General features: G+C 29.9%; 14 protein-coding genes. 13 read left to right on the forward strand and 1 reads right to left on the reverse strand.

All coding sequences use genetic code 11. The features are described from left to right. Positions 1–42: 42 nt before the first annotated feature. Positions 43–1,989 (reverse strand): glycosyltransferase, encoded by a 1,947-nt coding sequence (locus WY13_RS17960; RefSeq protein ID WP_082848562.1) that lies wholly within the window; start codon positions 1,987–1,989, stop codon positions 43–45. A 246-nt stretch (positions 1,990–2,235) separates the two neighbouring features. On the opposite strand from WY13_RS17960, the gene WY13_RS17965 reads away from it, so the two are divergent. From WY13_RS17965 to hisE, 13 genes are all read left to right on the forward strand, one after another. Then, positions 2,236–3,765 carry a class I SAM-dependent methyltransferase gene (locus WY13_RS17965; protein WP_063556941.1) on the forward strand — a complete coding sequence of 510 codons (1,530 nt, stop codon included), beginning with the start codon at positions 2,236–2,238 and terminating at the stop codon, positions 3,763–3,765. 44 nt (positions 3,766–3,809) lie between these two features. After that, positions 3,810–3,983: a hypothetical protein gene (locus tag WY13_RS21225; protein ID WP_156499081.1), complete on the forward strand. Its 174-nt coding sequence runs from the start codon at positions 3,810–3,812 to the stop codon at positions 3,981–3,983. Positions 3,984–4,207: 224 nt separating this feature from the next. Then, positions 4,208–5,059, forward strand: coding sequence for a DegV family protein (locus WY13_RS17970; protein ID WP_156499082.1), 852 nt, complete (start codon positions 4,208–4,210; stop codon positions 5,057–5,059). A gap of 166 nt (positions 5,060–5,225) precedes the next feature. Next, positions 5,226–6,404 (forward strand): ATP phosphoribosyltransferase regulatory subunit, encoded by a 1,179-nt coding sequence (locus WY13_RS17975; RefSeq protein WP_063556943.1) that lies wholly within the window; start codon positions 5,226–5,228, stop codon positions 6,402–6,404. A gap of 15 nt (positions 6,405–6,419) precedes the next feature. Further along, positions 6,420–7,079, forward strand: a complete 660-nt coding sequence (hisG, locus tag WY13_RS17980) for an ATP phosphoribosyltransferase (protein WP_063556944.1) — start codon at positions 6,420–6,422, stop codon at positions 7,077–7,079. A gap of 11 nt (positions 7,080–7,090) precedes the next feature. Beyond that, positions 7,091–8,395: a histidinol dehydrogenase gene (gene hisD / locus WY13_RS17985; RefSeq protein ID WP_063556945.1), complete on the forward strand. Its 1,305-nt coding sequence runs from the start codon at positions 7,091–7,093 to the stop codon at positions 8,393–8,395. Between the two features lie 30 nt (positions 8,396–8,425). Then, positions 8,426–9,010 (forward strand): imidazoleglycerol-phosphate dehydratase HisB, encoded by a 585-nt coding sequence (gene hisB, locus WY13_RS17990; protein ID WP_063556946.1) that lies wholly within the window; start codon positions 8,426–8,428, stop codon positions 9,008–9,010. Positions 9,011–9,100: 90 nt separating this feature from the next. Continuing rightward, positions 9,101–9,709, forward strand: coding sequence for an imidazole glycerol phosphate synthase subunit HisH (gene hisH / locus WY13_RS17995; RefSeq protein WP_063556947.1), 609 nt, complete (start codon positions 9,101–9,103; stop codon positions 9,707–9,709). A gap of 25 nt (positions 9,710–9,734) precedes the next feature. Further along, positions 9,735–10,448, forward strand: coding sequence for a 1-(5-phosphoribosyl)-5-[(5-phosphoribosylamino)methylideneamino]imidazole-4-carboxamide isomerase (gene hisA, locus WY13_RS18000; protein ID WP_063556948.1), 714 nt, complete (start codon positions 9,735–9,737; stop codon positions 10,446–10,448). Between the two features lie 27 nt (positions 10,449–10,475). Continuing rightward, positions 10,476–11,549, forward strand: a complete 1,074-nt coding sequence (hisC, locus tag WY13_RS18005) for a histidinol-phosphate transaminase (RefSeq protein WP_063556949.1) — start codon at positions 10,476–10,478, stop codon at positions 11,547–11,549. Positions 11,550–11,553: 4 nt separating this feature from the next. Beyond that, positions 11,554–12,315 carry an imidazole glycerol phosphate synthase subunit HisF gene (gene hisF, locus WY13_RS18010; RefSeq protein ID WP_063556950.1) on the forward strand — a complete coding sequence of 254 codons (762 nt, stop codon included), beginning with the start codon at positions 11,554–11,556 and terminating at the stop codon, positions 12,313–12,315. A 23-nt stretch (positions 12,316–12,338) separates the two neighbouring features. After that, the gene (gene hisI / locus WY13_RS18015) at positions 12,339–12,668 is read left to right on the forward strand and encodes a phosphoribosyl-AMP cyclohydrolase (protein ID WP_063556951.1); all 330 of its coding nucleotides are present in this window, start codon (positions 12,339–12,341) and stop codon (positions 12,666–12,668) included. A 20-nt stretch (positions 12,669–12,688) separates the two neighbouring features. Beyond that, the gene (gene hisE, locus WY13_RS18020) at positions 12,689–13,024 is read left to right on the forward strand and encodes a phosphoribosyl-ATP diphosphatase (protein ID WP_063556952.1); all 336 of its coding nucleotides are present in this window, start codon (positions 12,689–12,691) and stop codon (positions 13,022–13,024) included. Positions 13,025–13,141: the final 117 nt, after the last annotated feature.

The raw sequence follows: 13,141 nt of genomic DNA on the forward strand, positions 1-13,141 counted from the left end.
ATGCTTAATTACCTAAGTCTTATACAAACAAAACTATAGAAGCTATTCCCACTTTATCAACCTTGGATTTTCATCTAGGATAGATTTATATTGTTCTAAAATTCCATACTTACCTTGAGGATCTGCTTTTAAATATCTAATATATTTAGATTGCCTTAGTTCTTTGGTTGACCAACCCAAATGCTTTAATTTTACATAACATATACATCCAGGTAAGCTAAATATATTTTCAGGAATCCTTCCACAATGAAGAGGTTTTTCCTGCCAATTATAATTAAAATTAGGCTGATATCTTATTAAAAACGGCCTATAATACTTATGTGCTCTCCAATAAAAATCTTCTCTATAATGACTCTCATCCCACATATCATATAGTCTAAAAGCATAATAATCAAAATTAGGTTGATTAATTAATTCTCTAATAATTTTACATATTCTATCTTCAAAAATTTCATCAGCATCTAAAAATAATATCCAGTCTGGATTTGTATTTGCTGTTATTTTCCACAATTGTTTTCTTAAAATGACTTCATTATTAAATCCATGTTTTTCATTTTGTACCAATGTTAGTGGTATATTTTCAAATACCTTTTTGCATATTTCAACCGAGTTGTCTTCACTAGCGTCATCCAAAATTACAACATTATCTACATATTTAGCTGCATGTGTTAAAACTTTTTCTAAAAATTTCCCACTTTCATTTCTCATAAGCATGGCAAGTGTTATTTTATTTTTTTCATCTTTATTTATTCTTATCCGTTCCTCTAATAAATCCAAAATATTGTATCCAAAGAGAGGTTTGTTATCGTTATTTATAAGCTTTATATTTTCTATTAGCATAGATTGCTTATTTAATTGTAAATTACAAATAAAAATTTTTGTAGAATTTTCTGTGATACTTTTATTTTCTAATTGAAATTTACATATTATATTAATTTTGTTTTCGTTAATATTCATTTTATCAGTATTAATATCAAGTATATTTATATTACAAATAAGCTTTTTCCCTAATACATACTTTATAATATTATTTTTGTCCTTATTAAATTTATCTGCATAGACAGAACATAAATATTTATTTACCTCAAAATTATTAATATTGTTATAATCATAGGAATAAAAATTTTTTAAAAAATTTCTTGCAAAATTATCTATATACAAAGAATTGTTAATATCATATATACATTTATTTCTAAATTTTTCTACTTCTTTTAAATTATCTTTTCTATATATATGATAGGCTGGGTAAGTGGTGTCAACATACAATTTCAGACCTAAAGCTGCTGCTCTTATGCAAAAATGTCTATCTTCTCCCCAAAATGATAAATTATAGATTTTGTTAAAGTTAACTCCCTTCTCAATAGCTCCTTTGCTTATCAAAGTACATGCGCCTAAACCACCTACTTCATATATACCTGGCTTTTTTAGTTTTTCTATAAAGTCTGTATATTTTTTATTAAATTCATCTTGAGATAATATTTCATTTCTTCCTTTATTAACAAATGAATATTCGTCACACATCCAAACTTGTGGTAATTCACTGGAATCTTTTTGCCACCTAGTCCAAAATATTTCAGATATTATATCTTTATTACTATTGATTAAACTTAATAATGTTTTGGGATGCAGCATTATATCTGAATCTATTAAAAATAAATAATCATAATGATTTTTTTTAGCATGGTCTATAATTCTATTTTTATATTCTGCTATTTTCCAAATTAAACTTTCTTTCCAATAATGCATATCCTCCGTACGAATATAATTGTCTATTTTATCTCCTTTTTCAATTATAACTTTATCATTTGATTCCAAAGAGAAATTTTTGAGCAAGTTACTTGAATTAACATCATCATTATCATCTATAAAAAAATAGTTTATTGAAATGTCTTTCTTTATCATATTTTTCAAAAAGCTTATAAAGTTCTCTAATATATCACATGATTGTCTTATAGGGCTTCCAATTAAAATTCTTCTATTTCCATGCATTAAATTCCCTCCCATATAATTTCACTGTAAATAATAAGTATAGGATCATTACTTACTAAATTATTTTCATTTATATATTATTCATAAATTTCAATTTTGCCTATAAATAAAAATCGATATGATTTAATACTATAATTTCATTGTGAAATAATTTATGCTTAAAAATTAATTGTATAATAGTTAACTAAAATTATTACAACTTCATATAATGTATTTAGAATTTATATAAATAAGGGGTCGATTGTAATGAATATTTATATGATACCGTTTTTTGTAAATAAAGAAAATTATGGTGAAGAAATGAATATGGCATCCCAATGTTTGAAAAGTTTATCTTATTCTAAAGATGTTAATATATTGATTTTCAATCAGGGATGCTTGTCTAATAAAGAGCTGGATGAAATTTTGCAAAAATTCAATTTTAACTATGAAATAATTGGTATTGGTGAAAATGTAGGAATTACACTATCCAGATATATAGGACTTAGATATATTATAGAAAATTATTCTAATATTAATTATGTTATAGAAGCTCATATTGATATGATTTTCCCTCCTAATTGGCAAGAACCATTAATACAATACTTGGATTCATCTGAAGAACCAATGATATCTCCTGCAATAATAACTAATTTTTCAGATGATGCTTTTCCCAATAAAAATACTACTCTAGAAGATAAAATTAAATATTTGTCCACAATGGGAGAAAATAAATTTACTAATGGATTTGTGCATCCTGTTATTCATAAATTAAGTATATTAAAAGAAATATGTCCATATGATGTTGGATTTTTAACAGGTACTCAAGGTTATGAAGATGATAGTATTTTATTAGGATATAATTATTATATGGGTACCAATAAAAAATGGTTGCCTAAAATTTATCATAAATCCTATGTTTATCATAAGACATTATTTCAAAGATTTAAACTTCAAAATGTGTCTGAATCTTTTAATAAAAATTATCTAGGATTAAAATCACAGTATGGAGCATATGGATTAAAAGAATTAAGTAGAATTTATCCAAACAATGATTTTTTCATAGGTGAATATCGTAAATCTATAGTAAATCCCAATATATACAAAAAGTATAATATGTATATTGAAAAAAACAGTTCTAAAACAAAATCTCCTATAGACAAAAAATCTTCAAGATTTATAGTTACTACAGATGAGAAAAAAACAAACTGCTTATTAAAAATTCCTAATGATTGGTGGAGCAGATGTTACGAATATGCCTGGGCATCAAACTTTTTAGAAAAAAATGATACCTGTTTAGATGCAGCTTGCGGTGTTCCTCACCCTTTCAAATTTTATTTAGCCAGCATATGCAAAAATGTATATGCATGTGATATTGATACTGATATTTTAGATGAAAATAAAATTTTATCAAGAGTTAGCCAATATTTTGATGAAGAAGATATTAAAGAGGCTGCAAAATATATAAATAGAATAAACTTTTCAAATAGCAGTTTGACAAATCTTCCCTATGAGGATAATAAATTTGACAAAGTTTATTGTATTTCGGTACTTGAGCATCTCTCAAATGGTGATAAAGGAGAATCTATTAATGAGTTTTACAGAGTTTTAAAAAAAGATGGCTTACTTGTATTAACCGTTGATTATCCAACTGCAGATATAAATTTATTAGTTAACAATTTAAAAAATGCAGGATTTAAATTTGTAGATTTATTTGATTGTAAAATATATCCTAATGCTATATATTCTAAATTATTAGGCGGATTATATTGTTTCAGATTATTATTAAAAAAATAATGTAATAACTTTAATCGGGATGAAAATATAGCTAATATTATAATTTGGATACAATAGCAGTAGAAGCAGCAATTCACCCTATATATAAATGCAAATATCATGGATGTACTGTACAAACTGGTTCTAATGGTGCACAAGGAATTCAAGGGGTTGTTGAACTTATTGGCAATAGCTCCATTGTTCCATTTGCATCAGAAAATGAAAAACCCATCTTTTAAATAAATATACTGCTTTTATTATTTTATAAAGCCTTTAACACATAAAAGTTATTAACCTTATACTTTTAAATCTCGATTGGGAAAGTTTGTTTTAAATTTGCATATGTTAGTATAGCTAATACAATAGGTTTTTGATATAATATTATATGGAAACATATGTAAGGGAACTATGGCATAGATAATATATTATATTGGGGGAGATATTGGTGACAGTACCTATAATTATGACAGATGCATCCTGTGATTTGCCAGGAAGTTTTATGAAAAAAAATAATATACAATTTTTGGGGTTGATGTGTCACTTTAAAAACAAAGATTATGAGGACGATTTTGGTAAATCATTAAGCTATGAGGAATTTTATAAAGGTCTTGAAAATGGAGAAATGCCATATACATCACAGATAAATGAATACAGGTTTACTGAAAAATTTAAAGAATTGCTGAAACAGAAAAGACCTATCATATACATAGGAATGTCATCTGGAATAAGTGGAACTTTTAATAGCTCGAAACTAGCAAAGAATGCGATTTTAAGCGAATTTGAAGACGCAGATATAACCTTGATAGACAGCAAAAGTTCTTCTATTGGGCTCGGAATTTTAGTATACTACGCTTGTAAAATGGCACAGGAAGGTTTAAGCAAAGATGAGATTGTAAATTGGGTGAACAATAATAGGCTAAAGATGAATCATTGGTTTGTGGTAGAAGATTTAAAGCATTTAAAGAGAGGCGGCAGAATATCTTCATCTAAAGCTATTGTAGGTACTCTTTTGGATGTAAAGCCTATTATATACATTGAAAATCAAGGAGAACTTAAAAATGTAACAAATGTTAGAGGAAGAAAAAAAGCTATAAAATATCTGGTAGAAAGATTTAGAGAAAGAGCCTTAGATAATGAAAATCAGGTTATAGGTATATCTCATGGAAATTGTATAGAAGATGCTAAGCTTTTAAAAAATATAATAGAGAGAGAATTTCCAAACAATAGATTTATCATAAACATGTTGGGTGTGGGTATGGCTGCTCACTGCGGCAGTGGGATGCTTTCACTCTGTTTTTTGGGAAATAAAAGATGATTATATTGATTAAATTAAAAATTACTACTGCATTTAAATTCAGTAGTAATTTTTTTTACAAAACATATTGAAATTTTATAAATTAACTGGTATTATATCAATAACGTTTAATTTATCACTACATTGAATTAAAGTGATACTGTAATGAAATAAGGAAGTGATACTCATGACTAATTGGAAAAAGTATATACCTGAGGGAACAAAGGATATTTTGTTTAATGAATGCGCGGAAAAAGTGAAGATAGAAAACATATTAAAAAAAATCTATATACAAAGTGGATTTATGGAAGTAAAGTCACCAACATTAGAATTCTATGATGTGTTTAATGGAGAAAATGCAACTTTACCGCAGGAAAAAATATATAAATTGATTGATAATCAGGGAAGAATTTTAGCTTTAAGGGCAGATATGACTACCCCTATTGCTAGAATTGCAGGTACAAAATTGAAGGAGGTAGTTCATCCTCTAAGACTTTGTTACACTTCCAATGTGTATAGAGTCAGTGAAAGTTTAAATGGAAAAAATAGTGAGATAACTCAATCTGGTATTGAAATAATAGGCATAGAAGGTATCGGAGGAGACGCTGAAGTTATAGTAACAGGAATAAAGGCACTTTTAAGTTGTGGACTTGAGAATTTTAAAATAGAACTTGGACATGCAGAATTATTTAAAGCACTAGTAGATGGAGTAAATTTGGATTATGAAGAAAGAGAGAAACTTAGAAAGAGTATAAATAATAAAAATTTTACTGCTTTAAATAATATACTTCTTGAAAACAAAGATAAATTTGAAGAAAGCTCTTTAAAGTCTTTGAAAGAACTTCCTAAGTTATTTGGAGGAATGGAGGTAATTGAAAGAGCCTCTCATCTTATGAAAGATAACAAGAGAGCGTTAAGGGCTTTAGAAAGTATAAAAAAGGTGTATGAGATTGTAAGGAGCATTGGTTTTGAAAAATATCTAGCTCTTGATTTAGGAATGGTACACAACATAGATTATTATACTGGCATAATATTTAGAGGTTACACTCATGGATTTGGAGGAAATATATTAAGTGGAGGAAGGTATGACAATTTGATAGCCCAATTTGGAGATAGTCAGCCTGCTACAGGATTTGCTATGGATGTAGATGGAATAATCACTTCACTTGAAGAGAATGGACAGTTGTGCTGTGAAAAAAATACTAAGGTTCTTGTATATTATGGGGAAGAAAGTTTTGGAAAAGCTTATGAAAAGGCTGAAAGCTTAAGAAATCAGGGTATAGTTACAGAGTTAAGCCCTTTTAGTGATGAAAGTAAAGCAAGAAAATATGCAGAGAAAAAAAATATGGAATTCATAAAAATATAGGAGCGTAGAATTGATATGTCAAATATGAAGAGGGTAAAAATAGCTTTAACTAAGGGCAGAATTGAAAAAGAAGCTGTAAACATATTTCAAAGGGCAGGTATAGATTGTAGTGAAGTTATAAATAAAGGAAGAAAGCTTATATTTCACAATGAAGGAGACAATATAGATTTTGTACTTGTGAAAGCTCCCGATGTACTTACCTATGTAGAACATGGAGTAGTTGATGTGGGGATAGTTGGAAAAGATACTTTACTGGAACAAAATAAAGATTTTTATGAGGTGCTGGATTTGGGTTTTGGAAAGTGTAAATTTTCTGTAGCAGGACCTAAAAATTCTAATTTTTATTCCGGGTACAATAGAAAAAAAATTGCTACAAAATATCCCAATGTAGCTAGAAATTATTTTAGAAAATTAGGACAGGATGTGGAAATTATAAAAATAGAAGGTTCTGTGGAATTGGCTCCTATATTGGGACTAGCAGATGCCATAGTTGATATAGTAGAAACCGGAACTACTTTAAAAGAAAACGGACTTGTAGTTTATGAAAATATATGTGACATAAGTGCCAGAATGGTAGTAAATGTAGCTAGTATGAAGATGAAGAAAAATGAAATAGAGGACATAATAAATAGAATTCAAATGCAGATAAAGGCAGGAGATATATTGACAAATTAGGAGGAAAATTCATGGAAGATAAAATTGTAAAGACAGTATATTTAGATACAGAAGAAGGAAGCAAGTATTTAAAAAATTTTAGAAATATAGAAGAGAGTATACAGGAAGATGTAACTTTAAAAGTTTCTAAAATACTTGAAGATATAAAGAAAAATGGAGACGAGGCCCTTTTAAAATATACAAATTTATTTGATAGTAAAGAAGTTACTAAAAGTAATATAAAAGTAACGCAAGAGGAAATAAAAAAAGCCTATGAGTTTGTAGAAGATGAGTTTATAGATGCATTAAAAATGGCAGCGGAAAACATAAAATTTTTCCATGAAAAGCAGAAGAAAACTTCCTGGATAATTACAAAAGAGGAAGGAGTAGTACTTGGGCAGCAGATTAGAGCACTGGAGAATGTAGGAATATATGTGCCGGGGGGAACAGCTGCATATCCATCCTCAGTTTTAATGAATGCAATTCCTGCAAAAGTAGCAGGGGTTAAAAATTTGCAAATGGTAACTCCACCTTCAGAAGATGGAAGTATAAATCCTAATATTTTAGTAGCTGCTGATATAGCTGGAGTAGATGAAATATATAAGTCAGGAGGAGCACAAGCTGTAGGAGCACTTGCTTTTGGAACAGAAAGTATTTCTAAAGTGGATAAAATAGTGGGACCTGGGAATATATTTGTAGCTATGGCAAAAAAGAGCGTATATGGACAGGTAGATATAGATATGATCGCAGGGCCAAGTGAAATACTTATAATTGCAGATGAAAGGGCAAAAGCAAAATATGTAGCAGCAGACTTGATGTCACAAGCAGAACATGATGTACTTGCATCTGCAGTACTTGTTACAACTTCTAAAGAATTGGCAGGAGAAGTAAAACTGGAGCTTGAAAGACAAGTACAATCTTTGGAAAGAAAGGATATAATACTAAAATCTCTGAAAGATCGCGGAGCCATAATTATAGTAGACAGCATAGAAGAAGGCATAGATGTGGCAAATGAAATAGCTCCAGAACATCTGGAATTATGTGTTGAGGATCCTTTTTCCATACTTGGAGATATAAAAAATGCAGGTTCCATATTTATGGGGGATTTTGCACCGGAACCTCTTGGAGATTATATGGCAGGACCAAATCATATACTTCCGACAAGCGGAACAGCTAGGTTTTTTTCTCCCCTTTCTGTAGATGACTTTATAAAAAAATCAAGTTTTACTCGCTATTCCAGGGAGGCTCTTTCAAAAATAGGAGATAAAATTATAAAGCTGGCAGAAACAGAAGGACTCACAGCTCATGCAAATTCAATAAAAGTTAGAACCAAATAGTAAATATTTCATTAAAAGAAGGTGTTTTGTTTGAGGATAGGAGAACTCTCCAGAAAAACCTATGAAACTGATGTGAATGTAAAAATAAATTTGGATGGCAGTGGAAAGTACAATATAGATACGGGAATAGGCTTTTTTAATCATATGTTGTGCATGATAGCAAAACATGGGATGACAGATCTTGATATAGCTGCTAAAGGTGATCTTGATGTGGATTTTCATCATACCATGGAGGACATAGGAATTGTCATGGGCAAATGCATAAAAGATTCCCTAGGAGATAAAAAAAATATAAAAAGATATGGAACATTTTTTATACCAATGGATGAGAGTCTTTCAATGGTATCTATAGATTTAAGCGGTAGACCATATCTAGTATTTGATGCTGATTTTAAAACTGAAAAAGTAGGAGAAATGGATACGGAATTGGTAGAAGAATTTTTTAGGGCAGTTGCTTTTAATGCAGAAATGACACTTCATATAAAAGTGATTTACGGAAAAAATACACACCATATGATAGAAGGAATATTTAAGGCATTTGGTCATGCACTTAAAGAAGCAGTATGTATAGACAGCAGTATAAATGGAATAATGTCTACGAAAGGCACTATATAAGTAGTTAAGAATTAAGAATTAATAGTTAATAGTGAGTGGAAAGTTGATGGAGATTGTGAACTGTGAATTGAAGAAAAGGGGTGTGTAAAATTGATTTCTATTGTAGATTATGGTATGGGAAATTTAAAGAGTGTTCAAAAAGCACTTAAATATATAGGAACAGATAGTAAAATAACTTCAGATCAGTGTGAAATAGAAAAAAGTGAGGCAATTATACTTCCTGGGGTAGGTGCCTTTCCCGAGGCTATGAAGAATTTGAAAAAGAGAAATTTAGATAAAGTGTTAAAAAAGGAAGCAGGAAGTGGAAAGCCTTTTATGGGAATATGTCTTGGAATGCAGCTCTTATTTGACGTAGGAGAAGAAATAGAAGAGTGTGAAGGATTAGGCCTGATACCAGGAAAAATAACAAAATTATATGGAGATATAAAAATACCACATATGGGATGGAATAATTTAATAATAGATAAACAGTGTAAAATTTTAGAAGATGTATCTGAAAATAGCTATGTATACTTTGTGCATTCATTTTATGGAAAATTAAAATTTAAAGAAAATTTAAATGCCTATAGCACTTATGGAGAAATAAATATACCAGCTGTTGTAAGTAAAGATAATGTTTATGGAGCTCAGTTCCATCCAGAAAAAAGTGGTGACGTAGGTATTGAAATGCTCAAGAATTTTGTAAAGATAACAGCTTAATTGGATGATATAAGGGGGCTTTTGTATGTTGATACTTCCAGCTATAGATTTAAGAAATGGAAAATGTGTTAGATTGTATCAAGGAAAATTTGAAAAATCAGAGATAGTAGGAGAAGATCCAGTAAAGGTAGCACTGAGTTTTAAAAAAAGCAGTGCAGAGTATATTCATATGGTGGATTTAGATGGGGCACTTGATGGAAAAATAAAAAATATAGAAGTCATATCAAAAGTAATAGACGCAAGTAAGATTCCAGTAGAACTTGGTGGAGGTATAAGAGATATAAAAACCATAGATATGCTTATAGAAATAGGAATATCAAGAGTAATACTTGGAACTGCAGCTTTAAAAAATCCTGATTTTGTGAAAAAAGCACTAAAAAAATACGGAGAAAAAATAGCAGTGGGAATAGATGCAAAAAATGAGAAAGTTGCAGTGAACGGATGGCTTAATGTAAGCAGTGTCCATTACATAGATTTTGCAAAACAAATGGAGGATATAGGAGTTAAAACTATCATTTTTACAGACATAAGTAAAGACGGAACGCTAAAGGGACCTAATTTAGATCAACTCTTTAAAATTCAAAACAGTGTAAGCTGCAGGATAATAGCTTCTGGCGGAATAAAAAACATAGACGATTTGAAAGATATAAGTAAAATGGGTATTTACGGTGCTATTACAGGCAAGGCTATATATTCTGGAAACATAGATTTAAAAGAAGCCATAGAAATTTGTAAATAAAAATTACGGTAGAAGGTGGAATGAATCATGAGTAAGTATTGGAGTGAAATCACGAAAAGTGTAGAACCTTATGTGTGTGGTGAGCAACCTAAGGATAAAAAATATGTTAAATTGAATACAAATGAAAGCCCTTATCCACCATCACCTAAGGTAATTGAGGCAATAAAAAATGCGGCAGATGAAGATTTGAGGTTGTACCCAGACCCAGATTGCGATAAGTTAAGGAACGTTATTTCCAAATACTATGGCTTAAATAAAAATCAAATTTTTATAGGAAATGGGTCTGATGAAGTTCTGGCTATGTCTTTTCTAACTTTTTTTAATAAGGATGAGACTATAATTTTTCCGGATATAAGTTACAGTTTTTATCCTGTATATGCTAATTTATATAATCTAAATTATAAGCTTGCAAAATTAAATGAAGATTTTTCAATTTCATTTCAGGAATTTCTAACTGAAAACGGAGGAATAGTAATTCCCAATCCAAATGCACCTACAGGAAGATGTCTTGAAACCAAAAAAATTGAAGAAGTTTTAGAATATAACCAGAACAAAGTAGTTATAATTGATGAGGCTTATGTGGATTTTGGAGGAAACTCTGTAGTAGGTCTTATAAAAAACTATCCTAATCTTTTGGTAGTACAGACATTATCTAAATCACGTTCTTTAGCTGGAATTCGTGTGGGATTTGCACTTGGACAAGAAGAGCTCATAAATGGACTGAATAGAATAAAGAATTCTTTTAATTCCTATACTGTAGACAGAGTTTCAAATGCAGCAGCAATAGCAGCCTTTGAAGACCAGGATTATTTTAAAGAATGTGTTAGTAAAGTAATAAATACGAGAGAGACAACTGTAAATAAATTAGAAAAGATGGGCTTTAATATCATACCTTCAAAATCTAATTTTATTTTTATAAGCCATGCCAAATATGCTGCAAAAGAACTTTTTACAAAGTTAAGGGAAAAAGGAGTTCTTGTAAGATATTTTAACAAGGATAGAATAGACAATTACTTAAGGGTAAGTATAGGATCAGATGAAGATATGAAATTTTTTATAGATAAAATTAAAGAAATAATAGATGAGATAGAGAGGAGCTAAGATTTTGCTTACAAAAAGAATAGTTCCATGTTTAGATGTGAATATGGGAAAGGTTGTTAAAGGAATAAACTTTGTTGACCTACAAGATGTAGGAGATCCTGTTGAAATAGCTGAACACTATAATAGACAGGGAGCAGATGAAATAGTATTTTTGGACATTACAGCTACTCATGAAAAGAGAAAAACCATAATTGATTTAGTAGAAAGAACTGCAGAAAAGGTATTTATACCCCTTACAGTAGGTGGCGGAATATCTCAAATAGATGATTTTAAAAACATACTTAGAGCAGGTGCAGATAAAATATCAATAAATTCTTCTGCTATAAGGAATCCTAACTTAATATATGAGGCAGCAGACAAATTTGGATCACAGTGTGTAGTAGTTGCAGTGGATGCTAAAAAAAGGGATTCAGGAGATGGTTGGGATGTATTTATAGAAGGCGGAAGAAAAAATACAGGAATAGATGCATTAAAGTGGATTAAAAAGGCAGAAAACTTAGGTGCAGGCGAAATACTTTTAACTAGTATGGATGCAGATGGTACTAAAAATGGATATGATATAGAACTTACAAGAACTGTAACTAATCTGGTAAATATTCCAGTAATAGCTTCAGGAGGATGTGGATCTTTAAATGACTTTTATGATGTATTTAATGATGCAGGAGCAGATGCTGCCCTTGCAGCTTCACTTTTCCATTATGGAGAGCTTACTGTAGGTGAAGTTAAACAATATTTAAAAACTAAGAATATACCAGTGAGGGTATGAAAATATAAACAAAGGTGAAAAATATGGAAGAGAAAATTTTAAACAATATAGATTTTAAAAAGGGGAAGGGGCTTGTGCCTACAATTGTGCAGGATTTTCAAAATGGAGAAGTACTTATGATGGCGTATATGAATGAGGAATCGTTAAAAAGAACTATCGAAACAGGAAAGACCTGGTTCTTTAGTAGATCCCGAAATGAGCTTTGGAACAAGGGAGCTACATCAGGTCATTATCAAAATGTAAAAAGTATAAGTGTGGACTGCGATTATGACACAATTTTAATAAAAGTTGAGCAAATAGGAGCAGCTTGTCACACAGGAAACAGGAGCTGTTTTTATAGAAAATTATATTAAATTGAAGGGGGAATATTTTTATGGAATTTCAAAGTATATTAGAGGAATTAAGTAAAGTTATAGAGGAGAGAAAAGTAGATCCTATAGAAGGTTCTTATACCAGTTACTTATTTAAGGAAGGATTAGATAAGATATTAAAAAAAGTAGGGGAAGAAAGTGCAGAAGTTATAATTGCAAGCAAAAACAATGATAAAAAAGAGGAAGTTTATGAAATATGTGATTTGATATACCACCTTTTAGTTTTAATGTCAAATCAAAATATAACTTTAGATGACTTATCAGAAGAGCTTGGTAAAAGAAGACAGAAAATATGTAATAAAAAACCTGAAAGAAATATCATAGAAGGAATACACTAGTGTGAGTTTGCAGCTTGAAAGTTAACTTATACAAAGCATGTAATGACAAATTTCATCACGTTAAAAACTTTAATGAGTCTAAAACACAGCTTACTTTTATAACTTTTCTAACTTAAA

It is taken from the genome of Clostridium ljungdahlii (assembly GCF_001636845.1).
GTDB lineage: Bacteria > Bacillota > Clostridia > Clostridiales > Clostridiaceae > Clostridium_B > Clostridium_B ljungdahlii_A.

What these genes read in the sequence shown, in the direction of transcription:
- WY13_RS17960 (WP_082848562.1), bottom strand. Translation starts at nt 1,989, where the DNA reads ATGCATGGAAATAGAAGAATTTTAATTGGAAGCCCTATAAGACAATCA.
- WY13_RS17965 (WP_063556941.1), top strand. Translation starts at nt 2,236, where the DNA reads ATGAATATTTATATGATACCGTTTTTTGTAAATAAAGAAAATTATGGT.
- WY13_RS17970 (WP_156499082.1), top strand. Translation starts at nt 4,208, where the DNA reads ATGACAGATGCATCCTGTGATTTGCCAGGAAGTTTTATGAAAAAAAAT.
- WY13_RS17975 (WP_063556943.1), top strand. Translation starts at nt 5,226, where the DNA reads ATGACTAATTGGAAAAAGTATATACCTGAGGGAACAAAGGATATTTTG.
- hisG (WP_063556944.1), top strand. Translation starts at nt 6,420, where the DNA reads ATGTCAAATATGAAGAGGGTAAAAATAGCTTTAACTAAGGGCAGAATT.
- hisD (WP_063556945.1), top strand. Translation starts at nt 7,091, where the DNA reads ATGGAAGATAAAATTGTAAAGACAGTATATTTAGATACAGAAGAAGGA.
- hisA (WP_063556948.1), top strand. Translation starts at nt 9,735, where the DNA reads ATGTTGATACTTCCAGCTATAGATTTAAGAAATGGAAAATGTGTTAGA.
- hisC (WP_063556949.1), top strand. Translation starts at nt 10,476, where the DNA reads ATGAGTAAGTATTGGAGTGAAATCACGAAAAGTGTAGAACCTTATGTG.
- hisI (WP_063556951.1), top strand. Translation starts at nt 12,339, where the DNA reads ATGGAAGAGAAAATTTTAAACAATATAGATTTTAAAAAGGGGAAGGGG.
- hisE (WP_063556952.1), top strand. Translation starts at nt 12,689, where the DNA reads ATGGAATTTCAAAGTATATTAGAGGAATTAAGTAAAGTTATAGAGGAG.